Here is a 22,586-nt window from a genome sequence, read left to right on the forward strand (position 1 = left end):
GGACCACTCGGATCGTGTCCCGCTGGCATTCTGACAGATCCAGTGACCGTCGGAGGATCGGAGCATGAGCACCCTCCCCGTCACCGACCGCACCCGCGTCACCCGCCTCCGCGAGCGGCAGAGCACCGACCGCACCGAGCTGTATGCGCTGCTCGACGAGGCGCTGATCGCCCACGTGGCCGTGGTGCGCGACGGCGCGGCGATCGTCCTGCCGATCCTCTTCGCGCGCGACGGCGACTCCCTCCTGCTGCACGGATCCAGCGGTGGAGGGCTGTTGCGTGCGGCGGCTCGGGGGGCGCTGCTGACGGTGTCCGTGACCCTGGTCGACGGACTGGTCGTGGCACGCTCGACCTTCGACAGCTCGATGAACTACCGCTCGGCGATGATCCTCGGCGAGGCCGAGGCACTGGAGGGCGAGGAGAAGCGCCGAGCCCTCGACGTGCTCGTCGACCGGCTGCTCCCCGGCCGGGCGGCGGAGGTGCGGCCGACGACGGCCCGGGAGATCGCGGCGACCCTCGTGCTGCGGATGCCCCTGGCCGAGGCGAGCGTCAAGATCCGCGCGGCGGGTCCCTCCGACGACGCCGGGCACGAGGACGGCGTGTGGGCCGGCGTCGTGCCGCTGGCGACCCGAACGCTCCAGCCCCGGCCGGCCGCGGGAGTCGACGTCGGGACGCCCCTGTCCGTCCGGAGCTTCACCGCGGCCCTCGACGCCGCGGCACCGCCGTACCGCTGAGGACCGCCCGGCCCTACTTCGCGTCCTGGCGGGGGAAGACGACCTTCTGCACGACGATGATGATCGACGCCGCGACCGGGATCGCGACGAGCGCGCCGAGCACTCCCGCGATCGTGCCGCCCGCGACCGCCGCGATCACGACGACCGCACCCGGCACCGAGACCGCGCGCGCCATGATGCGCGGGCTCAGCAGGTACGCCTCGACCTGCATGTAGACGAGGTAGTAGATCGCCGCGACGAGGGCGGTCAGCGGCGACGCGAGCAGGCAGGCGAGCGAGATGATCGCGGCGCCCGAGATGGTGCCGACGAGCGGGATCAGGGATCCGAGGAATGCGACGCACGCGAGCAGCGCCGGCACCGGTCCCCCGATCGAGACCAGGAGGATGAAGGTCAGCACGCCGTTCACGCCGGCCAGCGTGACCTGGCCGACGACGTAGCGGCCGACGGCTCCGGTGATCTCCTCGCCGACCTCGCGCGCCTTCGCGCGGTGCGAGGCGGGGGCGAAGCGGTACGCGACGGACTTCATCGACCGAAGCGACGCCAGGAAGTAGAGAGTGAGGATCAGCACGATGATCGCGCCGGTCACTCCGCTCGCGATGCCCGTGCCGACGGCGAGCAGCCCGCCGCCGAGCGAGAGCAGGTTCTGCGGATTCCCGATGAAGCCCTGCACCGTCGCGATCAGCTGATCGACCTCGATCACGCCGCGCAGCTGATCCTCGAGATCGAGCACCCACTGCTGCGAGGCGATGTCGGTGACGATGCGCGGAGCGTCGGTGACGAACAGGGTGAGCTGCTCGACCAGGATCGGGATGATGTAGAGCAGCAGACCGGCGAAGCCGAGCACCACGACCGCGAACACGATCGTGATCGCCAGGGCGCGCGGGATCCGCTTGCGCTCGAGCCAGGACACCAGGGGATCCAGGCCCAGCGCGAAGAACATCGCCACGAAGACGTAGGTGAGCACCGTGCTCAGCTCGACGACGAGGCCGCCGAGCACGAGGGCCACGAGGACGCCGAGACCGCCGAACAGCCCGATGCGGAACGAGCGGATGGTGAAGACCGGGCGCTCCTGGTCGGCCGTCACGACGATGTCGGAGTCGACCTGCGGCGGTGTCGGCGCGGCCGCGCGCCGTCGGGCGCGGGCGAACATGCGTCTGGTCCTCATGGGACGAGCGTAGCGGCGCGCAGGAGGCGCTCCTCCGCGCCCGGCGGGACTTGACGCGGGCCTCACCGGCCCCCGCTCAGCCCTCCGGATCGTGGTCGTCGACAGCGGGATCGTCGCGGTGGAGGGCCGCGTGGCGGTCCCACTCCTCGAGCAGGTGCTCGATCGCGGCGTGGAAGCGCGCGGTCGCGGCTCCGGGGCGGGTGTCGCCGAAGTAGTGGGCCACCCAGCGCTGCAGCCGCTCGACGGCCGCCGCGTCGCGCTCGACGCCGGCGAGGCGCGTGGTGATCGAGGACGCGTCGGCGGCGAGGAGCCATTCGGCGTCGCCGAGGTAGCCGGACTCGTCCACGTCCGCCTCCGGGCTCACGGGCCGCGTCACCATCAATGGCAGACCGGTCGCGAGCCGGTCGTAGACCATGGCCGAGACGTCGAGGACCGCGACGTCGGCGGTGAGCTGCCAGCCGAGCTCGGCCGCGGTGTCGTGGACGTGGGCGGCGGTGCCGTCGGCGGCGTTCGCCGCGGCGATGAGGGCGATGATCTCGCGGTTCGCCGCTCCGTACGCGGGGTCGACCGCCCCGCTGCGGGGGTGGGGCCGGTAGACGAGGCGGTAGCGGGGGTCCGCGAGCAGGGCGCGCACGAGCGCCACTCCGTGGCTCGCGACGGAGCCGTAGCCGGCGGCCGCCCGATCGCCCTCCCAGGTGGGTGCGTAGAGCACCACGCGGCGCTCATCCGGCGTGAACGGCGTGCGACCGGCGAGGTGGTCGGCCTGGGGACGGCCGATCGGGATCGCCCGCTTCTCGAAGTCGAAGTCCCAGAGGACGCGGTGCAGCCGTGCGAGGGCGGCGTCTCCGGCGATGAGGCTGTAGTCGTAGGCCTTGAACTGGTTCGTCGTCATGTACATCTTGTCGCTCTCGCCGTGGTTGACGAAGACGTGCCAGCGGCGCCCGTAGCGCATCATCTGGAAGTTGCGGGAGTTCTGGTTGACGTACAGCACGATGCGCAGCGGCTGCCGCGCGATCGTCTCCTCGAGGTCCACGACCGAGCGGACGTAGGCCACGGGGACGGGGCTCTCGCGGAGCAGGACCGCGGCGGCGCTCGCATTGCGCGTCAGCAGCACCACGGGCCGCGTCTTCGCGAGCTCGACCAGAGGGCGGTACCACTGGCGCACCTGGTAGAGGTTGATGTCGCCGTCGGCGAAGTACACGCCGATCTCGAAGCGCCCCTCGGGCAGCGGGGCTCGCGCGGCGAGGAGCCGGGCGACGGTGTGCCGGGCGCGGCGGGCGGCGAGGAGGTCGGCTCCGACCTTCCGCGCCAGCCGCGCGTCCCTGACGAGGCGGAGGAGGAGATCGCGGGACGTCATCGCTCCAGGCTACAAGCCGCCCCTCCTCCCAGTGGGCACCGCGAGGGGCGTCAGGAGAGGGGGGTCACCCGGAGCCAGACGAACTGCAGCGGTGCGAGACGGAAGCCCTCGCGGAGGTCCACGGTGACCTCGGTCACGAGATCCAGGGCCCACGGATCCACGCCGCCGAAGCGCTCCGGGGCGATCTCCTGCACCTCGTCCGAGACGTTCGCCAGCACCAGCAGCGCCTCGCCGTCGCCCGGCCGCTGGTAGCCGAGCACGTGGTTGTTCTGCGCGTCGAAGACGGTGAGCGCGGTGCCCGCGAACAGCGGGACCGACTTGCGGATGGCGATCAGGTGCAGCAGGCCGCCGAAGACCTCGCCGGCGACGGTGCCCGGCGTCTCGCGCTCGGCGTAGCGCTCCGCCGGGCGGCGGGGCCGGTTGACCCATCGGGAGTCCCCCGCGGTGGCGGGGTCGTCGCGGTAGGAGTAGTCGTTCAGCTGGCCGACCTCGTCGCCGAGGTAGAGCAGCGGGAGCCCTCCGGTGCTGAGCGCGATCGAGTGCGCGAGCAGGACACGCTCGATCCCGTAGGGGTCGCCCGCCTCGATGCCGGCGAGGGACGCGGTGGTGCCCGACACGCGGCGGTCCCCGGTGCGCGGGTTCTCCTGGAACGGGACGCCGCGGGCGAACGTGCCCTCGAAGCGATCGGTGTAGAAGTCGTTCAGGAAGCGGCGGTGGCCCGCGGCATCGATCCCGAGCTCGGCCGCATCCTCGTCGGCGAAGGTCCAGCCGATGTCGTCGTGACCGCGGACGTAGTTCACCCAGGCGGTGCCGTCGGGCAGAGCGTGTCGGCGCTCGAGCGCCTGGGAGAGCAGACGGACGTCGCGGGTCGCGATCGCCTCCCACGTCAGCGCCATCTGCAGCGGGTTGTACGAGAGCTGGCACTCCTGGACGTCGATGTACTCGACGACCTCGTCCGGGTGCACGATCGCCTCGGACTTGAACAGCAGCGACGGAGCGGCGAGGCGGCAGACCTCGTTGAAGGCGCGCAGCAGCAGGTGCGCCTCGGGCCGCGACTCCGAGGTCGTGCCGAGCTCCTTCCAGATGAACGCGACGGCGTCCATCCGCAGAGCGTCGATCCCCTGGTTGGCGAGGAAGAGCATCTCGCCGGCCATCGCGCGGAAGACCTCGGGATTGGAGTAGTTGAGGTCCCACTGGTAGCGGTGGAAGGTCGCCCAGACCCAGCGGCCGTCTTCGAGCGGCACGAAGGAGCCCGGGTGGTCCTCGGGGAAGATCTCGCGGGTCGTCCGCTCGAAGGCGTCGGGCTGCTCGCGGTCGGGGAAGATCCAGTAGTAGTCCTCGAACCGCTCCTCACCCGCGAGCGCGCGGCGCGCCCACTCGTGCTCGTTCGAGGTGTGGTTGAAGACGAAGTCGACGACGAGGGCGATCCCCTGGGCGCGGAGCTCGGCGGCGAGCTGGCGCAGCTGGTCCATGTCGCCCAGGTCGGGCCGGACGCGGCGGTAGCTCGAGACGGCGTAGCCGCCGTCGGACTCCCCCTCCGGGGCGTCGAAGATCGGCATCAGGTGGAGGTAGTCGAGCCCGATCTCGCGGAAGTACGGGATCTCGGCGCGCAGTCCCGCGAGGTCGCCGGCGTAGCGGTCGACGTAGCAGACGCCGCCGAGAGCCTTGTTCGAGAGGAACCAGTCCGGGTGCTGCTCGCGCGCCCGGTCGAGCGCGCGCAGCTCCTCGGGCCGCTGGGCCCAGGACGAGGCGGCGAGGGCGACGACGCCCACGATCTGCTCGGCGAGGTCCTCGCGGTCGCCGTAGACCCCGGAGAGCAGCTCCACCAACCGGGGCAGGTGCTCGTCCAGGCGGGCCCGGAACTCGTCGTCGTCCCCGACGACGGCCCCCTCATCGAGGTGCGTGCGCACCGTGGCGAGCAGCTGCGTCGAATCGAACACCGTCGTCCTTCCGGGGGCATCCGCCCCGGCGGGAGCGGCTGCCCCGATGCTAGACGATGGGCGGACGCCCGGCGAAACCCATGCGGAGCACGGTCCGCCAGGACATCGCGCGGCGCGATCCCGGGTCCGCGAGCCAGCCCTCGCGCCACCCCGCGAACCAGGCACGGAGCGCCGGGAGGTCGCGCGCCCAGCGCAGGCACTGGATCGCCGTCCAGGAGCCCACGTAGGCGAGCGCGAGCGGAGCCGGCAGGTTGCGCCGCGCGAGCCAGACGCGATTGCGCGCGTTCAGCCGGTAGTAGTCGGCGTGCCGGGTCTGCTGGATCACCGGATGCTGCGCGACGAGCTCGCCCGCGTACCAGGTGGTGCGCCCCGTGTCCCAGACCCGCCAGGCCAGCTCGATGCCCTCGTGGGCGTAGAAGAACGGATCCGCCCAGCCGCCCGCCTGCTCGAACACGTCGCGGCGCAGCACGACCGCGCCCTCCCAGACCGAGAAGACGGGGCCGGAGCGGCGGGGGTCGCCCTTGAGGATCCGCGGGATCCAGCGGCGCGGCGCGGGGGTGCCGTCGGTGCTGTCGACCCGCGGCTGCACGAGTCCGATGCGCCGGGGCGAGTCGAGCAGGGCGATCGCGTCCCGGAGGAAGGTGGGCGACGGCACGCGCGCGTCGTCGTCGAGGAAGAAGAGGTGCTCGCCCCGGGTCGCGGGGGCACCGGCGTTGCGTCCCGCGGGGATCCCGACGTTCTCGGGCAGTGCGAGCGGGCGGACGCCCTCCGGCAGGCCCGTGGGCTCCCAGCCGTTGCCGACGCAGACCACGTCGAGCTCGACGCCCTGCTGCGCGAGCACGCTCGCGAGCCCCGCGGCGAGGTCGTCGGGGCGCGTGCCCTGAGTGAGGACGACGACTCCGACGCTCGGCAGCGGCGCCGGCCGATCAGGAGCGGACACGCTTGGACGCCATGATCGCGATGAAGTGGCCGACGAGGGCGAGCACGGCCAGCGGCAGGAGCGCCGCGACCAGCACGCGGTCGGCGGTGCCCGCTCCGACCACGAGACCGACGAGGGAGGCGGCGAACGCCAGCATGGTCAGCTCGACCGAGTGGTAGAGGCGGTGGAAGGGCACGAACCGGGCCGCCCGGCGGAGTCTCGCGAGTCCGGAGGAGGACGGCACCGCCTCCCCCTTCGTGTCGGCGAGCTTCGTCAGTCCCGCGTTCGCGCGGGCGACGTGCACCATGTCGTTGAGCGCCTTGTTGAGGACGATCACGAGCGCCAGGGCGAGGCCGATCGTCGTCCAGAGGAAGTCGCCCGGCGTCTCGAACGGGAACCCGGCAGCGCGGAGCCCGAGCGCGATCGGGATGAGCGACTCCGTCGTGTAGTGGCCGACCTTGTCGAGGAAGACCCCCGCAGGGGACGACGTGCGGCGCCAGCGGGCGACCTCGCCGTCGCAGCAGTCGACGAGCATCTGCAGCTGCCCGAGCAGGAGCGCGAGCGCCGCGCCCGCGACGCCCGGGATCAGCAGCGCGGCGGCCGCGCTCCAGCCCACCAGGATCATGAGCCCGGTGACGCCGTTCGCCGAGATCGAGGTGCGCAGCAGCACCCAGGTCAGGTACGGCGAGAAGCGCCGCAGGTAGAGCGACGCCGTCCAGTGCTCGGCGTTGCGGCGCCCGCGCACCTCGGGGGGCTGCGCGACCGCCTTCAGCTCGGCGATGGATCGGGGTCTCGTGGTCGCGGTCATGCGCCCCTCGCAGTGTCGGTGCCGTCGTCGCCGGCCGTGGGGACCCCGCCGGTGCGCGGCTGGTTGCGCGCCGCCGAGATGTTGCTGGTCAGACCTGCGAAGCCGAGCACGAATCCGGTGCCCCACGCCACGTGGATCGACGGGATCACGACGGCGAACCACAGCATCGCGCGCGGACCGTCGACCCGGGCGACGGCGACCGTCGCGGCGGCGACCAGCACGAGGTAGCCGAGCGGCACGACCAGGCCGAGCAGGAGCCAGGGCGCGGCGCCGACGAGCGCCTGGACGACTCCGGCGGCCCCCGCCAGCAGTCCCAGGGCGAGCAGGGCGACGAGCACGGGCGGCGCGAAGTAGCGCAGCGACCGCGAGGCGGGGAACAGCCGGGTCAGCTCCCCTCGCCACATCCCCGTCGAGAGGAACTGGCGCAGCAGCGCCCGCATCGACGGGCGGGGTCGGTAGGTGACGGTGAGGCGCGGCGTGAACCAGACGGTGCCGCCCAGCTCCCGCAGGCGCCGGTTCAGCTCCCAGTCCTGGCCGCGCTTGAAGCGCTCGTCGAAGAGCCCCGCGCGCTCGAGTGCCGTGCGCCGGAAGACCCCGAGGTACACCGTCTCGGCCGGTCCCTCCTGCCCGCCGACGTGGTGCGGGGTGCCGCCGAGGCCGATGCGGGAGCCGTAGGCCCGCGCGACCGCGCGCTGGAACGGGGTGAGACCCTCGGCCGCCATCACGCCTCCGACGTTGTCGGCGCCCGAGCGCTGCAGGGTCTCGACCGCGATGCGCGCGTAGTCCTGCGGCAGAACGGAGTGGGCGTCGACGCGGACGACGACGGGGTGCGTCGACGCGCGGATCGCCGCGTTCAGGCCCGCGGGAGTGGAGCCGACGCTGTTCGCGACCACGCGGATCCGCGGGTCGGCGGCGCTCAGCTGCTCGACGAGCGCCTCGGTCCCGTCGATGCTCGGCGCGACCGCGAGGACCACGTCGAACGGCCCCGGGTAGTCCTGCGCGAGCAGCGAGTCGACCGCGGCGCGCACGTGGGTGACCTCGTTCAGGACGGGCATCACGTACGAGACGCCGGGGAGCTCCGAGAGGTCGTCCGTCGACGCCTTGTCCGTCGGGTTCTCGGGCTGCATATGTCCAGTTCGTGCGGGAGGAGCCGGTCGTCCACGAGGATCCGGGCGGAAGTCCGCACCACACTAGCAGCCCCCGAGGACGGATCCTCAGGGGCTGCTCGGGAGTGCGGGAGGAGCGTCAGCCGGTCGCCATCGTCCCCAGCGTCGCGTCGAGCTCGTAGCTCTGACCGCTGCGGACGTAGGTGATCTGCACGTCGGCGTTCGCGGCCCGGGCGCGCACCTGCGCGGTCAGGTCGGAGGCGTTCGTGATGGGGGTGCCGTCGATCGCGGTGACGATGTCGCCCGCCTTCAGACCGGCCGCCTGCGCGGCACCGCCCGAGGTCACCTCGCGGATCGCGGCGCCGAGGACGTCCTCGGTGGAGTCGGTGACGCTCGCTCCGAGCAGCCCGTGGGTGGCCGACCCGTTCGCGATGATCTCCTTCGCGATGCGCTCCGCGACCGCGCTCGGCACGGCGAAGCCGACTCCGATGTTCCCGCTCTGATCGCCCGAGCTCGAGGAGCCGGCGCTGGCGATCGCGACGTTCACGCCGATCAGCTCGCCGTCGCTGTCGAGCAGGGCACCGCCCGAGTTGCCGGGGTTGATCGCCGCGTCCGTCTGGATGACGGGGAGCGAGATCGTGCTCGTGGCCTGGGTCTGCGGGGCCTGACCGGGGATGTCGAAGTTGAAGGGGCTGTCGGTGCTGCCGCTGGAGCTGTCGCCCGAGTCGTCGGGCGCCGCGGAGGAGGCGACCTGGATGCTGCGGTTGAGCGCGCTGACGATGCCGTCCGTGACGGTCCCGGAGAGGCCCAGCGGCGCTCCGATGGCCACGGCGGTGTCGCCGACGTTGATCTCGGAGGAGTCGGCGAAGGTGATCGGCGAGAGATCGGTCGCGTCGGTCAGCTTGATCACCGCCAGGTCGAGCGTGGGGTCGGTGCCGACGATGGTGGCGTCGTAGATCCGGCCGTCGCTCGTGGTGACCGTGACGGCGGCGTCCGCGACGCCTCCGTCGAGCGTCACCACGTGGGTGTTGGTGAGGACGTAGCCGTCCTCCGACAGCACGATGCCCGAGCCGGTACCGGCGGAGGAGCCGCCGCTCACCGCGATCGTGACGACGCTCGGAGTGGCCTTCGCCGCCACCGCGGTCGCGGTCGTCGCGTCCTCGGCGTTGTTGACGGTGATGGTCTGCGAGCCGCCGGACGACACCACGCGGGTCGCGGAGCCGTTGGAGGCGGACCAGAGTCCGAACACGCCGGCTCCGGCGACCCCGCCGACGACCGCGCCGATCGCGAGGGCGGCGACGACGCTGACCCCGGCGCGGCGCTTGGGGGCCGCAGGGGGCTGCTCCCCCGCGGGGCCGAAGGCGCTCGAGGACGGCGGGTTCTCGGAGCTGTGCACCGTGTTGGCGGCGGGCGGCGCGTACTGGCCGTACCGGGGACCGGGGGCCACGGGCTGCGGCCGGTTCTCCTCGGAGGAGTTCGACGTGTACGGAGGCTGCGGCGTGGAAGCGGGCTGCGGCGAGGACTCGGGCAGCGGGACGGTGGGGTGCTCGGACCCGCGGCCCTGCTCGGGGGCCGGGGACCCCTGAGGGCCCGTCGGCGTGGTGGGATCCTCGGGCTGACGGGGACCCTCGTGACTCTCGGTCATGGGTAGTGCTCCTTCCAAGCGGGGATAGCTTGACCAGCGAACCTGGGGGTTCCTTATGACCGGGCTGGAAGCGGGACTCGAAGACGGAGATGGCTCCACGGTGCAGACTGGTGGCGTGAGCATCCACGGATCCTGGACCCGCGCAGCCGCGGGCGCCGGACTACTCGGGCCCCGCGGCGAAGTCGCCGCGACCGTCTTCAGCGAGATGAGCGCGCTCGCGCAGCGCACGGGGGCGATCAACCTCGGGCAGGGCTTCCCCGACGAGGACGGCCCCCGCGAGGTGCTCGAGACGGCGCGCGAAGCGATCGCGAGCGGACTGAACCAGTATCCGCCGGGCCCGGGCTTCCCGGTGCTCCGCGGCGCGATCGCGGCGCACCAGAAGCGGTTCCACGGGCTCGAGCCCGATCCCGACGGCGAGGTCCTCGTGACGACCGGGGCGACGGAGGCGCTCGCGGCGACCCTCCTGGCCCTGCTCGAACCGGGCGACGAGGTCGTGACCTTCACTCCGCACTACGACGCCTACGGGGCGCTGATCGCGCTCGCCGGCGGCGTGCACCGCACGGTGCTGCTGCGCGGCCCGGACTTCTCGGTCGATCCCGCCGAGCTCGTGGCCGCGGTGTCGGACCGCACGCGCATCATCCTCGTGAACGACCCGCACAACCCCACCGGCGCGGTGCTCCCGCACGAGACCCTCGAGCTGATCGTCCGGCTGGCCGAGCGCCACGACGCGGTGATCGTCACCGACGAGGTCTACGAGCACCTGCGCTTCGACGGGCGGCACGTGCCGATCGCCACTCTGCCGGGCGCGTGGGAGCGGACCCTGACGATCTCCTCCGCCGGCAAGACCTTCAGCACCACGGGCTGGAAGATCGGCTGGATCACCGGGCCGCGCGAGCTGATCACCGCGGTCCTCGCGGTCAAGCAGTTCCTCACCTACGTCAGCGGCTCCCCGTTCCAGGGCGCCGTCGCTCGCGGTCTGGGCCTGGACGACGTGTTCTTCTCGGGGATCGCGTCGACGCTCGAGCGCAAGCGCGACATCCTGTCGGCCGGGCTCGCCGCCGCCGGGTTCGGTGTCGCCCCGTCGCGGGGCGGGTACTTCGTCGTGGCCGACGCCGCGCCGCTCGGGTACTCGGACGGCGTGCAGTTCTGCCGGGCGCTGCCGGAGCTCGCCGGCGTCGTCGCGGTGCCGGTCTCGGCGTTCTGCAGGCCCGAGGACGCGGCGCCCTACCGCTCCCTCGTGCGCTTCGCCTTCTGCAAGCGGTTCGAGGTGCTCGAGGAGGCGGCCTCGAGACTCGCGGGCATGCGCGCCTGAGAGGCGGCGGACGGGAGCGGCATCGGGCCGGCGCGGCACCCGTCCGGCTCGTGCCTGTGCGTGCTCGGCGCGGGCGGGGTCAGAGCGGGCGGACGGTGAAGCGGCGCAGTGCGAGCGCCGGGTTCTTCGCCCGGGCGGCGTCGATCCGCTCGCGCGAGAGCCAGGCGACCGCGACGTCCTCGGCCTCGCCGAGGGTCGCGATCTCGACGCCCATCGGATCGACGACCATGCTGTTGCCGACGCCGATCGGCGGGGTCTGATCGGCCGCGACGAGGTAGATCGTGTTCTCGAGGGCGCGCGCGGTGACGAGCGTGCGCCAGTGCGCCTCCTTGAGCGGGCCCCTGACCCACTCGGCGGGCGCGGCGACCACATCCGCCCCGGCGTCGACGAGCCACCGCGTCACCTCCGGGAAGCGGAGGTCGTAGCAGGTCTGCAGCCCGACGACGAGGTCGCCCACCGCGAAGGTCTCGGGCGCGCCGATCTCGCCGGCGGCGATCCAGTCCGACTCCGTCGACCCGAAGGCGTCGTAGAGGTGGAGCTTGCGGTAGTGCGCGACGAGCCGTCCGTCGGGGTCGACGGCGACGAGCGTGTTGGCGACGCGGCGGTCGTCGGCGACGGACTCGACCATGCCGGCGACCACGAAGACGTCGAGCTCCCGGGCCAGCGCGCCCAGCCCGTGCACGAACGGCCCGTCGAGCGGCTCCCCCGCGGCGAGCAGCTCGGGTCCGAGCGGATCCGAGAAGGAGGAGCTGTACTCGGGCAGCACGACGACGCGCGCCCCGCGGTGCACGGCCGTCGTGACCAGACGGCGGATGGTGGCGAGGTTCGCGTCGCGGTCGGCGACCGGAGCGAACTGCGCGACGGCGAATCCGATGCCGCCCGCGGCGGGGCCGGTGCTCACGCTCAACTCGGCGGGTAGAGGAAGAGCGGGACGCTCGAGGCCGGGACCGTGCGCGTGTGGTACGAGTGGTCGTTGCCCCAGTTGTACTCCTCGAGCGAGACCGTGCCGTCGGAGTTGACCGACTGCACGTACGCGACGTGGTTGCCCGTGAACCAGGCGACGCTGCCGGGCACCGGGGTGCTGCTGGTCACCCAGCCGTGCGACGCCCACTGGCCCGCCCAGGCGTAGGCGCTGCCTCCGCCCGGGGTCATGTTTCCCCAGGTCCACTTCCACGGAGCGCCCGTGGACCCCTGGTCGCGGTTGAGCCGCCACGCGACGAAGTCGACGCACTCGCGGTAGTAGTAGCGCAGCGGCGAGAGTCCGCCGCCCTGGTCGTCCGTGAGCTGATCGCGCCACGGGTAGTCGTCGCCCTCCTCGCGGGGGGTGACCGAGGTGCTGGAGCCCGGAACGGCCGTGCTCGTGCCGCTCGCGGCGGCCTCCTCGGCCTCCTGGGCCTGCTGCGCCTCGCGGGCGGCCCGCTCGGCCGCCTCGGCGAGGGCGCGCGCCTGGGCTGCGGCCTCGTCGAGCTGCTGCTGCGTGGGGGCCGTGAACGAGTCGCGGATCACCTGCTCCTGCGTCGCGGACGCCGAGACGGTGAGCTTCTGCGTGCCGAGCGCGCGGATGCGGGCGGCGGCCTCGACGGCGGCCTGGGAGTCGTCGGCGGGATCGAACGAGTAGGCGGGGAGCGCCATGACCGCGACCATGCCCGCGATGGCGGCGACGGCGACGGTGCTGACCGCGCCGCGCAGCGCCCGGGCGCCGCGACGGCGGACCGGGGGCAGGGACGAGAGGACCGGGGGCACCGACGAGAGGACCGGGGCGGCGGCGGAGGTCGCGGGACGACCGGGAGCCGCGGGGACGGGAGGCGTCGTCGCGGGGACGGCGTCCGCGGGCACGATCGGCACGGCACCGGTCGTGGCGGAACGGCGGCCGGCGGCGGGACGCGCCGGTCGGTCGCCGCGGTGGGCGGCGTCGCCCTCGGAGGAGTCCGAGCGGGGCTGCCGGGTTCCCGGTGCGGAGGAGGACTCGGCCTCCCGGCGGCTGCGCCGGGTCGGGTGGTCGATCGCGCCCGTCCCGTCTCCGGTCGTCGGGGTCTCGTCCACCTGGTCGTCCGTCACTCCGTCACCCTTTTCATCCCGGACGAGGATACCCCGGGGGCACCGTCGTCGCACCGTCCGGCGCGCCCTCACGACGTGCGCAGCGGGTGCGCCAGCTCGTCCGGTCCGAGGCGGGCGAGCAGGAGCGTGACGACCGCGGAGAGGGCCGCGAGGACTCCCACCACGGCGAACGTCCGACCGATGCCGACCGACTCGCCCACCGGGCCCGCGACGGCCATCGAGACCGGCATCAGCGCCAGCGAGACGAAGAAGTCCAGGCTCGAGACCCGGCCCAGCAGAGCCGGCGGCACCCGCTGCTGCAGCAGCGTGCCCCACAGCACCTGCGCGGCCGACCCGGTCACCCCGTCGAGGAACAGGATCGCCGCGATCATCCAGAGCCGGTCGACGAGGCCGAGGAGCGCGAACGGCAGCGTGCCCAGGCCCCACAGCAGGATCATCGTCGTCAGGTAGCGCCGCGGCACCGGGCGCGAGGAGACGACGAGCGAGCCCACCACGCCGCCTGCTCCGTACGCGGTGAGGGCGAGGGCGTAGCCTCCGGCTCCCGCACCGGTCTGCTCGCGCACCGCGAAGGGCACGAGCACCTCGATCGGACCGACCACGAGGAACACGAGGACGACGGCGAACAGCAGCGTCGCCAGGAGCCAGCGCGTCCGCACCATGTAGCCGAACCCCTCGCGCAGGTCGCGGAGTGCGGAGCGCAGCGGGGATCCTCCGGCGGCCGGCGCGCGCTCGACGGGCACGGGTCCCATCAGGAGCAGGGCCGCGAGTCCGAGCGCGTACCCCAGCGCCGCGACGGCGAAGGCGGCCGAGGGAGCGGCCACCGCGATGACCGCCCCCGCGATCGCCGGTCCGGCCGCGCTCTGCGCGATGGGGCGCAGCGCTCCCTCGACGCCGTTCGCGGCGAGCAGCTGATCGGGCGGCAGCAGTCGGGGCAGGATCGCGGAGTACGCGGGGAAGAAGAACGCCTCGCCCACGCCGAGCACGAACGCGATCGCCGTCAGGTGAGCGACGGTGAGCACGCCGCCCGCCGCCAGGCCGACCGCTCCGAGCACCACCATGACCCGGGCGGCCTCCACCGCGATCAGCAGCCGGCGCTGGGGCACGCGGTCGGCGGCCACTCCCCCGAGCAGCACGGCGAGCACGAGGCCCGAGGCGCTGGCGGCCGCGACCAGCGAGACGTCGCTCGGCCCGCCGCCCAGGGCGATGACCTGCCAGACCAGCCCGACGATCCAGACACCGCTGGCGACGAGGGACAGCGCGAGCGCACCGGCGAGGAACCGGTAGCGGCGGGTCCGGAAGGGCCGGAGAGCGCGAGGGAGTGCGACGGCCATGCCGATTCCTCCTCTTCGTCGTCCGGAGCCGCCGGCGGTGGTGACGCGGGCAGCCGATCAGAGTAGCGTCCGAGGCGACGGAGCGGCAACGGAGCCGCTCGCGGGCGGAAGGGGTGCGCCGTGGTCACGAGCGAGCGCGTGTTCAGCGGTTTCAGCGTCGACGACATCGAGGCCGCGCGCGCCTTCTACGGCGGCGCGCTCGGGTTCGACGTGTCGGTGAACGCGATGGGGATCCTCGAGATCGACCTGCCCGGCGGCGGGCACGCGATCGCCTACCCGAAGCAGGACCACGTCCCCGCGACCTTCACGATCCTCAACCTCGCGGTCGACTCGGTGGACGACGCAGTCGCCGAGCTGAACGCCGTGGGAGTGACGACGAAGATCTACGACGACGTCGAGCTGCCGACGGACGCGAACGGCGTGATGCGCGGCCACGGCCCGGACATCGCCTGGTTCCGCGACCCGGCGGGCAACGTGCTCAGCGTGATCGACGCGGGCTGAGCGCCGCGCGGCACACGCTCGGGAGCCGTTCGTTAACGACGAAACCCGGCCTCTGACGAGACCGGGTTTCGCTTTCTTGTTGTCCTGGCACGTGCGAAAACCAACACCCTTAGCTCTGAGCCACTCGAACCAAGACTCGAAACTACGAGAGAGCACAAGCGACAGCGGATCACCGATCGACGTTCCGACCGCATCATTTGGCTGTATGCCCAGGGCATGAGTACGCGCGAAGTCGCAGCCCAGGCTGCCGTAGCGAAGTCGACGGTGCTACGAGTACTAAGAGACGCCGGCATCGAAATGAGACCGCGAGGGGGTCGTCGAGATCAAACGCCTCGCACGACCTTGTAGTTGAACACGATGTGGGCGGCAACAAACGGATCGCCGTTCACCTCCTCCTGGATCTCCTCGATCATGACTACGCACAAATTGCCGACTTTATTCATCAGGACTACCGACTGCCCAGTTACCGGACGAGCAACACGGCCAGGTCGGATAAACGAACTAATCGTTGCGGGCGTCCAAGATGACGCCGTGATGAGCCCTACTGCTTCGACCGGGTCCCTCATGACGTACACAAGGTTCGGACCACCCGAACTGATATACAACTCAAACTTGTACTCGCCAGCGCCAATAGTAAACGTGCTGCTTGGGCTGTCACCATAGATAAACTTCTCGCGTCCACTCAGAGCAGGATTCGCCCATGATCCCGGATCACGTAGCCGAGCGATGCGCTCAAGACGGACACTTCGGTCTTTCAACACAGCTAAAGGAACGCTTTCCGACCGATCTGCAGGTAAGCCTTCTATCCATCGCCACAACTCGTCGATTTGCGCAGCGCCGGGAAAGTTGCCACCTGCGACGTCCGCATTGAAGTTGAAGCCCTTTGGCCGCTCACGCTGTAACCAGTTGGGCAGCTCGAAAGCGGGATTGCGCACAAAGACCGTCGATAGCCAACCGGAGTCTCTGTCATGAGCCGCTTCCTGAATCCACTTGTTCTCGATTCCCACACCGGAGTCAGGCAAATTGTCCGCACGGTCCACGTAGTTCTCGTCCACAATCATCAGTACATGAGCGGTATGTACAGCTTCTCTCATGAACCCGCTCAGACTGTCTCCATACTCGAGCCGGTCGTCTATCAGCACCGAATATCCAAGCAGCCGAAGCGCGCCGGCTAAGAGACGGACCCATTCCCGGTGACCGTCCGACGTCCATGCATAGGAGATAAAAAGGTCCGAGGACGCCGGAGGAGTTGTGCGCCCATCGGTCATTTTGCGTCCTCTGCACTCAGCACGGCTCGCACCAGTAGAAGAGAAATAACCTCGTTCACCAGCTTGCCTAGTTTACGGACATTGCCAACTCCGGTTGCCCGAGCGTTTATCAACTCCTTGATCTCCGTAGCGTCCAGCAAGCTAGCCTCGTCATTCGTGAGCGACTCGAAACGGCTATCCACGAGACGACCCACCACCACTTTGATTTCGTCTGCTGAGAGCGGCGCAAATTGAATCAGGGCGTCGAAGCGAGAGTACAGCGCATCGCCTAACGAGCTACGAATCTCTTCTTCTGAACCATAGTTCGATGTGCAGATTATGAGAGCTGGACCAAGACGCGCACGATAGTTCTTATCTTCAAAAACGCCCTCGTCAAAAAATTCGTAGAAAGCGCTATGAAATACTGACGCAGCCTTGTCGAACTCATCAATTAAGATCACACCAGACCTCCGCTCAAGCAGGTCTCGCGCGAAGGATGCCTCCGAGTGCGCGCCACCAAAGATGTATGACGCAAACTTGTCGCTATGGTACATGGAGAATTGTTTGCGGAACAATTGCCCGCCACTAAAGCCGTTTACGAACTGAGCTGTTTCGGTTTTCCCCACCCCTGAAGGCCCGAAGAACATCAAAACGACTGGCGTTGTGCGCCGTGAGGTGGTCAACGGATAGAGCGCGGCGAGCATTCGATCTCGCACCGCCTCCTGTCCAACTATGCGGTCCGCAAATCCATCTCTAAATCGGATAAGCGCTTCGTGCGTTAGCGGTGGGTATTCGTACGTCTTAATCTTTGTGTCGAGCGCACGCTCAAGCTGGGCTTCAATCAGTGCAGGCGGGTTGTGTAAAACTAGGCGCTCAGGGTTGATTTCCCTCACAAGACCGATGAAGTTTGTCAGAGCATGCTCGTTCAAACTGGCGTAGTCACTCGACATTGCTACGAGACGTTTGATCCGTGGAGTTGGTAGCTCCTCAGCCTGGCTATCGTGTCCGTCGACGACATGCCGAATACGCCGTCTTCGCTCGTCGAGCTGGCTGACCGCGTCGGGCAAGTAAACCTGAGCGCTAGATCCAAGTTTTTCCTCGAACCAAGACAGCGGACCGTAAAAAATAGAAACCTTCGTGTCAGCCCGCATATTCAACGCCAGCTAAAATCACGTCGTAGACGTCAAGGAGATCACCAGCCGCTTCGCTTGAGCCGTCGACTATTGCTAAGGCATCGACCGGCGTCACCGACGGGTTAGGGTTCATCTCAGCGGACATTGTTAAGCTACTCTCCGACGCCCTACCTACACGCACTCCGTCAAAGACGAGGTTCATGCGACCAAGATCTACGAGTCCGTAATTGTTACGGAAAGCCTCGATGTTGAAACGTAGTACAAGTTTGCTACCGTTGGGTGTTTGGCCGAGCAACTCGTAATATCCCTTGGCCGACAGCAAGGCTTTATCGAGTTCGGCTAAATTTACGGGGAGCTCATCAATTTTCAGCATTGCCAGGTAGGGTGTAAACATCTTCATGTAAGCAGCCGAGTCGCTCGGCGCAGATATCGTAAACTTTTCGAGCCGCTCGACACCCTTCAACTCGTGCACCTTACCTAGATAGTCGGTCAAGATTGTGTTCGAGAGGGTCTTGTTGAGAATGCTACGCCCGAGGGCGGTTGCACTTGCCGCAGCACCCGCTTCGGCTGAACCGCCAAAGAACGGTAGCCAATTGAACTTTGCGGCTGCTTTTGCACCTGCTTTAGCCTCGACTTCAGCCGTTCTTTCCCTAGCACTCTCCTTCGAGGAGGCCTCTTTTCCACCAGCCGTAATATCCAGTAAGTCCGAAGCCGACTCTTCATCGAAATAAACAATCTTGACTAGGGGAGCTGCGATTTTGTTCTTTTCTACCATCTTCTATACCTCGAATTACTTATCTACTTGCCGAAAAGAGTTCCACGCCTTCCTCGAAGTCCTCGGCATGCGTCGCCTTGCGCCTCTGAAGGGACAGTTTTCCTTTGGAATCCCTGTCCGTCCAATAGCTCCCGACTATTCGCTTGGCCGGGCTGCCGACCACAGCAAGCACTCCCGATCCGTGATGGATTGGGCTTCTTTCCCGAAGACCCATGTCAGGCTCATTCGTATAGAGATAGTGCAGCAACCAGGATCCGTCCTCACGAACTAATCTTGCAATTGAGGACTTGGACTTTGATTCGTTCGAGATCAGAGCGACAGTTGCGCTCGTACTGGTTTGTTTGATTACAACATAGACAGTCTTGGGGTCAGGTGACTCACCGGTCATGGGGTCGATCCAAAGCGATTCGAGCGTTGCCTCCCAAGTGCCATCGATGTTCCGAGAAACGCCGGGTATCGCTTGCGCCAATTTGAGCTTCCACGCCCATCGGTCCCACACAAATAACAAAACTGAGCAAACAAGCACAGCAATAGAGAAGAACTGAAGGAAAGAAGGCTCGAATTTTCCCGTTGTAACCCAGACGGCAGCAACGAAGACGGTGGAGACTATGATAATGATGACACGGAGAAGAATCCCATTCACCATCATTCGAACTCCATGTAATTCCAGGCTGCATTGGCGAACTTGTGCACGCTTGCTCGGTCCCACTTCTGCGTGAAATGGAACAGATACTTCACCCCGTTCCCTTCAACCCATCGATCCGAATCTTCGGTCGGCTCGGGTCGCATCGTGTAGTTATAGATGTCAGCGAGACATGCTTGCATGACAGCACGCCAGGTCGAACGAAGGAAATACTCGTCAGGGCAGTTATATATGAGGCACTCAAGAAGATATGAAGCCTGCTCTTCGGCCAAACCCTTGTCAACTAGAATACCCTCTAGTCGCTTCAGGATGCGAACCGTTTTCTTGTAGTAGCCGTTTGTTCGAGTATTTTTTGCTCGACCATTATCGAGCTGCAACTTTGGGTAATTATTGATGGTTCCACCACCAACTTTGAAAAGCTTAGTTCCCTGCCTGTAGTTCCCACTAGGGAAGTACTCTCGGAATGTGAAGCAAGGAACTACATCAGCGTCAACGCGTGACGTGTTCGATTTTATTTGAAACGCAGTAGTGCCAGATGTAACCGCTCCTGGAAACTTCGCGCTAAGCGCCGCGCTGATTTGTTCCCGCAAGTACTCGGGGGTCCAGACTCCCTCGTAACCTTCGCTAGCAGGATGACCACCCTCGGATGGACTGACCTCCTCCCAGTAAACGACTTCCTCGCATTCAACTACGATATCGACATCGCTTTCTGTCTTGACGTTCGTATTGTTAGCGTATGAGCCTTTCGCGTAGATCGAGAAGCTGAAGCCCTTGAATGCATCCTGAGCACTTATTGCCTCGCGAATCATCCGCTCAGTCAGTTCTTGCTTATCTTGCTCGGTTGCGCTCGACGGACCGGTCCATCCCGCAAGCTGCTCTTCTGTCACCATGCCAACTCTCCTTGCCGCGTAGTATGAAGATCGTTCATCGGTCCGTCAATGGTTAACGACCGACATTTGTGAAATTTATAAGCGCCAGGCGAGCGGAACGCCCGCTTTAGAACGCACAGAATTTACGGGCTTTGGCTCCTCTGCGAAGTAACTCGATCGGTCCTGACCGCACCCATAGGGGGCGGGGGGTTGGCTTTATAGGCTGCAAAGCGACGGGCCAGCCTGGCTGCGAACTCGGTGTACTCAGCCAGCGTGAGCGCCATGACTGCATTGAGGGCTGTATTGATGCGGTACTCGTCGTTAGTGGCCTCTGGCTGGTAGTCGATGCAAAAGCTCTCGATTACGTCTGCAAAGTAGGCGATGGCTTGACCCTCCGGCTTCTTGCGGAAAGTGTCGACCGACGCGTAGCCGAGTCGCGTCGCCGCCACCTCGCGCAGGACCGCGGGACGCGCTCCTCGTCGCCCCATCTCGAGTCCGAGGATGATGCCAACCGCGGTGGCTTGCGCTCCTTCGGCCCGCTTCGTCCATGCCTCGTGCAGCAGCTTCTCGATGCGGTCGGCCGCACCGACACCGTAGATGTCGAGCGCCAGACGACTGAGCGTCGGTAGCTCGTGGACGTGCTCGGCCAGGCGGTGCAGCCCGAACTTGCGGACGACCTTGAGCTCCCCGACGAGGAGTGCGTGGAGCGTAGCTTCCGGCATGTCCAAATACTGCCCGAAAGTTGCCCCGGCTCGTCCCTGAAGTTGTAGACGGTTCTTTGGTGCCCTTGAAAGACGGGGATGACGGTCATCCCCGATCGAGCCAAAAGGGGTTCAAACGTGAACGAACGGGAGCGCTGGGCGACTCACTCCCAGAGCATCATTCCGAGCCGCGAGGAGCGCATGCACTCCTCGGCGGTGCGCAAGGTCGTCTACGACGCGCGCGAGTCGAAGCTCAAGATCGACGCGGCGGCTGCGGTCACCGCCCACCTGATGGACAGGGCGGTCGACCTCGACAACCACCGCCGCAATCTGGCCGGCAACGACCCGACGCTCAACGCGGTGCTGACCCGCATCGAGCTGGGCTTCGTAGCCAAGGGCGAGCAGTACCAGTGCGACTTCGGATCGAGGTACTAGCCGTGGCTAGTCGCCTGAGCGATGCGGAGCGCTCGCGGCTCTGCATCGAGTACGCCGCTCACGCCCGCAAAATCTGGGCCTCGCTTGATCAGCTCGCGGACAGCCTGGCGGAGGGTGACGTGGACCTGCGGGCTGAGCTGCGGCTCATCGAGGAGTTCCTGCGATGATCACGCTGTTCCTCGTGCTGGTGCTCCTGGCACTCATCCCTGTTGCCGTATTTGGACTGTCCCTCATCGCAGACGACTGCCCAGAGAAGCAGGTGCGCCGCGCGCAGGTCCGGGCCGAGGCCGACATCGACGCCCATCATCGAGCGGCGCTTCGGGCCATGAACGATGCCGCGGGCCAGTCCTGGCGAAACCTGGTGGAGTGAGCATGGACCGCCGTCCTCACAGCATCGGCTCCGTCGTGACCGGTGCGCTGCTCATCGTCCTCGCGCTCTGGCTCATCGTCCGCATCCTCGAAGCCATCTGGCTACCACTGCTGGTGATCGGGCTGGTTGCGATCAGCCTCATCCTGGCCAGCTGGATCATCTATCGCCGAACTCGGCGCTGGTAATACCCCAGAAAGCCCTCCTCCAATCGCTGTTGTGAAATAGGCCAATTTCATTGACCGATGCACGGTCGCATCACATAGTAAGTGGCGGTTGGTGCGACCGTGCATCATTCCCCAAATCATCCCCAAAGTTAACTCTGAAAGGAGGTCTCTTCACTATGCCTAAAAACTACTCTAAGAAAGGCCGGGCGACGCATCGCCGTTCCCTTCGTCACCTGTCGGTGCGCGGGGTGCTCCGCCGCGAGCCCAACCTGCAAAAGATCGCGGGCACGATGGCAGCCCTCGCACTCGCCGACGCCGAACGGGCCGCCCAGAACCAAGCCCCGAGGGGCCGGTCATGAGCGCCCGCTTCATCCAGTGGCGCTCTCTGGCGCTGCGTACTCCGCTAACTGAAGGCCAGGTGGCGGCTGCGCTCACCGCTGTCGGCACGCTGAGTGGCAGCCCCTTCGTCACGATGGAAGCCCGCGGCGCAGACCATCAGCTCAGCTGGCGGCTCGGGTGCGATCCGCATCACCTCAGCCGAGTGCTCGACGCGCTTCGCCCGCACCTGCCGGGTCTGCATGCCAGCGACGACGCGGACCGAGACGACACACCCGATGCCGCCGCTCGGCTGTCCCTCAAAGGAAGTGCCTTCCGCCCGCTGGACCCCTCCGTCGTCGTTCCCACCACGCGCACCCTGCTGGCTGCCCTGGCGCGTGCCGGACGCCACGAATCGGTCACGCTGCAACTCACGCTCGGTCCACGCCAGCGCCCCGAGGCGGTTCCCGAGCCCAAAGGCAAGCCAGGGCGCGACCGGGCGCTGAAGTGGAGCGGCCTGCGCTTTCACGTCGACCTGCGGGTCGGCGCGTCGGCAGCTGATCCGGCCCGAGTGCACGTGCTCGTTGGCGGCGTCATCGCGGCGGTCCGCACCCTGGAAGTCCCCGGGGTCGGCGTTAGTGCGGTGCGCACCTCAACCGACGGGTTCCAGCGGGTGAGCCTGCCGTGGTTCTGGCGCTCAGTCCTCGGACCGAGCGAGCTTGTGACCCTGACGGCCTGGCCGATCGGGACGCCGCCATTGCCTGGTGTGCCGTCGCCGCATCCGGTCCGGCTCCAGCCCGACCCCTCGATCGCGCAGCGCGGCCTGGTGCTCGGCCAAGCCACGACGATGCTGCCGAAGACCCGCCGCGTCGCGCTCAGGCCCGCCGACCAACTGCAAGGTCACCTCCACCTGATCGGTCCGACAGGCGTGGGAAAGTCGACACTGCTGATTTCACTGGCCCTACAGGACATCGAGGAGGGCGCCGGTCTCTGCTTCATCGACCCCAAGGGCGACGCCGTCGAAGAGCTGCTGGCGCGCATCCCGAGCCACCGCCTGGG

General features: G+C 67.8%; 25 protein-coding genes. 8 read left to right on the plus strand and 17 right to left on the minus strand.

The features are described from left to right. Positions 1-64 precede the first annotated feature (64 nt). Positions 65-733, plus strand: coding sequence for a pyridoxamine 5'-phosphate oxidase family protein (locus IOC53_RS07245; protein ID WP_207403867.1), 669 nt, complete (start codon positions 65-67; stop codon positions 731-733). 13 nt (positions 734-746) lie between these two features. On the opposite strand, the gene IOC53_RS07250 is transcribed toward IOC53_RS07245, so the two are convergent. From IOC53_RS07250 to IOC53_RS07280, 7 genes are all read right to left on the minus strand, one after another. Further along, complete coding sequence (locus tag IOC53_RS07250; protein ID WP_242683047.1) at positions 747-1,898, minus strand: AI-2E family transporter; 1,152 nt, start codon at positions 1,896-1,898, stop codon at positions 747-749. A gap of 76 nt (positions 1,899-1,974) precedes the next feature. Beyond that, on the minus strand, positions 1,975-3,255 hold the full coding sequence (locus tag IOC53_RS07255) for a hypothetical protein (protein ID WP_207403869.1): 1,281 nt from the start codon (positions 3,253-3,255) through the stop codon (positions 1,975-1,977). 50 nt (positions 3,256-3,305) lie between these two features. Continuing rightward, positions 3,306-5,177 carry an alpha-amylase family protein gene (locus IOC53_RS07260; RefSeq protein WP_242683057.1) on the minus strand — a complete coding sequence of 624 codons (1,872 nt, stop codon included), beginning with the start codon at positions 5,175-5,177 and terminating at the stop codon, positions 3,306-3,308. A 67-nt stretch (positions 5,178-5,244) separates the two neighbouring features. Further along, complete coding sequence (locus IOC53_RS07265; protein ID WP_207403873.1) at positions 5,245-6,135, minus strand: glycosyltransferase family 2 protein; 891 nt, start codon at positions 6,133-6,135, stop codon at positions 5,245-5,247. Then, the gene (locus IOC53_RS07270; RefSeq protein WP_207403875.1) at positions 6,122-6,922 is read right to left on the minus strand and encodes a CDP-alcohol phosphatidyltransferase family protein; all 801 of its coding nucleotides are present in this window, start codon (positions 6,920-6,922) and stop codon (positions 6,122-6,124) included. Before IOC53_RS07270 ends, IOC53_RS07265 begins: the two co-directional genes overlap by 14 nt. Continuing rightward, on the minus strand, positions 6,919-8,049 hold the full coding sequence (locus IOC53_RS07275) for a glycosyltransferase family 2 protein (protein WP_207403877.1): 1,131 nt from the start codon (positions 8,047-8,049) through the stop codon (positions 6,919-6,921). Before IOC53_RS07275 ends, IOC53_RS07270 begins: the two co-directional genes overlap by 4 nt. Positions 8,050-8,167: 118 nt before the next feature. Beyond that, complete coding sequence (locus tag IOC53_RS07280) at positions 8,168-9,673, minus strand: S1C family serine protease (RefSeq protein WP_207403879.1); 1,506 nt, start codon at positions 9,671-9,673, stop codon at positions 8,168-8,170. A 115-nt stretch (positions 9,674-9,788) separates the two neighbouring features. Between IOC53_RS07280 and IOC53_RS07285 the strand changes: the two genes are divergently transcribed. After that, on the plus strand, positions 9,789-10,985 hold the full coding sequence (locus IOC53_RS07285) for a pyridoxal phosphate-dependent aminotransferase (RefSeq protein ID WP_207403881.1): 1,197 nt from the start codon (positions 9,789-9,791) through the stop codon (positions 10,983-10,985). Positions 10,986-11,064: 79 nt separating this feature from the next. Here the strand turns inward: IOC53_RS07285 and IOC53_RS07290 are convergent, their stop codons facing one another. The 3 genes from IOC53_RS07290 to IOC53_RS07300 form a co-directional block, all read right to left on the minus strand. Next, positions 11,065-11,886 carry a carbon-nitrogen hydrolase family protein gene (locus IOC53_RS07290; RefSeq protein ID WP_207403883.1) on the minus strand — a complete coding sequence of 274 codons (822 nt, stop codon included), beginning with the start codon at positions 11,884-11,886 and terminating at the stop codon, positions 11,065-11,067. Between the two features lie 2 nt (positions 11,887-11,888). Continuing rightward, entirely contained in the window at positions 11,889-13,043 is a 1,155-nt protein-coding gene (locus tag IOC53_RS19440) for a CHAP domain-containing protein (protein ID WP_207403893.1), read from the minus strand. Positions 13,044-13,111: 68 nt separating this feature from the next. Further along, a complete protein-coding gene (locus IOC53_RS07300; protein ID WP_207403895.1) occupies positions 13,112-14,374 on the minus strand; it encodes an MFS transporter in 1,263 nt (420 codons plus the stop codon). Between the two features lie 120 nt (positions 14,375-14,494). On the opposite strand from IOC53_RS07300, the gene IOC53_RS07305 reads away from it, so the two are divergent. Beyond that, positions 14,495-14,875, plus strand: coding sequence for a VOC family protein (locus IOC53_RS07305; protein WP_207403897.1), 381 nt, complete (start codon positions 14,495-14,497; stop codon positions 14,873-14,875). A 168-nt stretch (positions 14,876-15,043) separates the two neighbouring features. Next, the gene (locus IOC53_RS19640; RefSeq protein ID WP_374070441.1) at positions 15,044-15,223 is read left to right on the plus strand and encodes a helix-turn-helix domain-containing protein; all 180 of its coding nucleotides are present in this window, start codon (positions 15,044-15,046) and stop codon (positions 15,221-15,223) included. Here the strand turns inward: IOC53_RS19640 and IOC53_RS07315 are convergent. The 6 genes from IOC53_RS07315 to IOC53_RS07340 form a co-directional block, all read right to left on the minus strand. Then, positions 15,199-16,143, minus strand: coding sequence for a TIR domain-containing protein (locus IOC53_RS07315; protein WP_207403902.1), 945 nt, complete (start codon positions 16,141-16,143; stop codon positions 15,199-15,201). The genes IOC53_RS19640 and IOC53_RS07315 overlap by 25 nt on opposite strands. After that, the gene (locus IOC53_RS07320; RefSeq protein ID WP_207403904.1) at positions 16,140-17,273 is read right to left on the minus strand and encodes an AAA family ATPase; all 1,134 of its coding nucleotides are present in this window, start codon (positions 17,271-17,273) and stop codon (positions 16,140-16,142) included. The genes IOC53_RS07315 and IOC53_RS07320 overlap by 4 nt, the downstream gene beginning before the upstream one ends. Beyond that, complete coding sequence (locus tag IOC53_RS07325) at positions 17,263-18,030, minus strand: DUF6414 family protein (protein ID WP_207403906.1); 768 nt, start codon at positions 18,028-18,030, stop codon at positions 17,263-17,265. The genes IOC53_RS07320 and IOC53_RS07325 overlap by 11 nt, the downstream gene beginning before the upstream one ends. 19 nt (positions 18,031-18,049) lie before the next feature. After that, positions 18,050-18,679 carry a hypothetical protein gene (locus IOC53_RS19645; protein WP_207403908.1) on the minus strand — a complete coding sequence of 210 codons (630 nt, stop codon included), beginning with the start codon at positions 18,677-18,679 and terminating at the stop codon, positions 18,050-18,052. Then, complete coding sequence (locus tag IOC53_RS07335; protein ID WP_207403909.1) at positions 18,676-19,563, minus strand: nucleotidyltransferase; 888 nt, start codon at positions 19,561-19,563, stop codon at positions 18,676-18,678. Before IOC53_RS07335 ends, IOC53_RS19645 begins: the two co-directional genes overlap by 4 nt. 122 nt (positions 19,564-19,685) lie before the next feature. Then, complete coding sequence (locus tag IOC53_RS07340) at positions 19,686-20,264, minus strand: hypothetical protein (protein WP_207403911.1); 579 nt, start codon at positions 20,262-20,264, stop codon at positions 19,686-19,688. Positions 20,265-20,444: 180 nt separating this feature from the next. Between IOC53_RS07340 and IOC53_RS07345 the strand changes: the two genes are divergently transcribed. Genes IOC53_RS07345 through IOC53_RS07360 form a run of 4 tightly spaced genes read left to right on the plus strand, consistent with a single transcriptional unit; the run spans position 20,445 to position 21,233 of the window. Further along, positions 20,445-20,678, plus strand: coding sequence for a hypothetical protein (locus IOC53_RS07345; protein WP_207403913.1), 234 nt, complete (start codon positions 20,445-20,447; stop codon positions 20,676-20,678). A gap of 2 nt (positions 20,679-20,680) precedes the next feature. Beyond that, complete coding sequence (locus tag IOC53_RS07350; protein ID WP_207403915.1) at positions 20,681-20,845, plus strand: hypothetical protein; 165 nt, start codon at positions 20,681-20,683, stop codon at positions 20,843-20,845. Continuing rightward, positions 20,842-21,048, plus strand: coding sequence for a hypothetical protein (locus IOC53_RS07355; protein ID WP_207403917.1), 207 nt, complete (start codon positions 20,842-20,844; stop codon positions 21,046-21,048). The genes IOC53_RS07350 and IOC53_RS07355 overlap by 4 nt, the downstream gene beginning before the upstream one ends. Next, positions 21,045-21,233, plus strand: a complete 189-nt coding sequence (locus IOC53_RS07360) for a hypothetical protein (RefSeq protein ID WP_207403925.1) — start codon at positions 21,045-21,047, stop codon at positions 21,231-21,233. The genes IOC53_RS07355 and IOC53_RS07360 overlap by 4 nt, the downstream gene beginning before the upstream one ends. A 382-nt stretch (positions 21,234-21,615) precedes the next feature. Here the strand turns inward: IOC53_RS07360 and IOC53_RS18870 are convergent, their stop codons facing one another. Further along, positions 21,616-22,056: a hypothetical protein gene (locus IOC53_RS18870; RefSeq protein ID WP_242683048.1), complete on the minus strand. Its 441-nt coding sequence runs from the start codon at positions 22,054-22,056 to the stop codon at positions 21,616-21,618. Positions 22,057-22,586: the final 530 nt, after the last annotated feature.

This window comes from Rathayibacter sp. SD072 (assembly GCF_017355185.1).
Lineage (GTDB): Bacteria > Actinomycetota > Actinomycetes > Actinomycetales > Microbacteriaceae > Rathayibacter.